At 40.7% G+C, this 555-nt stretch carries 2 protein-coding genes; both read left to right on the top strand.

Going from position 1 to position 555, the window contains the following annotated elements; all coding sequences use genetic code 11:
- A partial coding sequence (locus ACEWB7_RS17395; RefSeq protein ID WP_411581012.1) for a transposase family protein occupies positions 1 to 231 on the top strand: 231 nt, incomplete at its 5' end.
- Positions 179 to 555 (top strand): transposase family protein (locus ACEWB7_RS17390; protein ID WP_411581011.1); only part of this gene is annotated, 377 nt, incomplete at its 3' end. The genes ACEWB7_RS17395 and ACEWB7_RS17390, both read left to right, overlap by 53 nt.

Here is a 555-nt window from a genome sequence, read left to right as displayed (position 1 = left end):
AGCTATTGGCGGGAATACCGAACCTTATTTCACGTTGCGACGAGCTACGGGGTTTCAGAGCCCACAGCCTCAAGAATTGTCCGTCATGTTGAAGACTGCCTGATTCGGTCCAATCTGTTTAATTTACCCAAAGATTTACCCGAGGGCGAAGGCATCGATTGGAATGTTGTGATCGTGGATGCCACAGAAATTCCAATCCAAAGGCCTAAAAAAACAGAAGAAAAGCTATAGCGGCAAGAAAAAGACCCACACTTTCAAAGTACAGGCCATCATTCATTATCAAACTCAAAAAATCCTGAGTTTATGTACGAGTCGTGGTGCCGTACATGATTTCGAACTCTTCAAACGTAACTTGAATCAGATTCCTGCAGGTGCATTTATCCTTGCGGATAAGGGTTATCAGGGAATTTATACAGTGTATCCAAATAGCTTGTTGCCATTAAAAGCAAAGAAGCGCTGTAAACTGGATTCCGAACTAAAAATCTATAATCAGGAAATCAATAAAAGAAGAATTGGAATTGAGCATGTATTTGGCAGTTTGAAAACCTTCAAAAT

This window comes from Acinetobacter sp. NIOH-H-8, assembly GCF_046635365.1.
Taxonomy (GTDB): Bacteria; Pseudomonadota; Gammaproteobacteria; order Pseudomonadales; family Moraxellaceae; genus Acinetobacter.
This window is presented reverse-complemented; position numbering and strand designations above follow the sequence as displayed.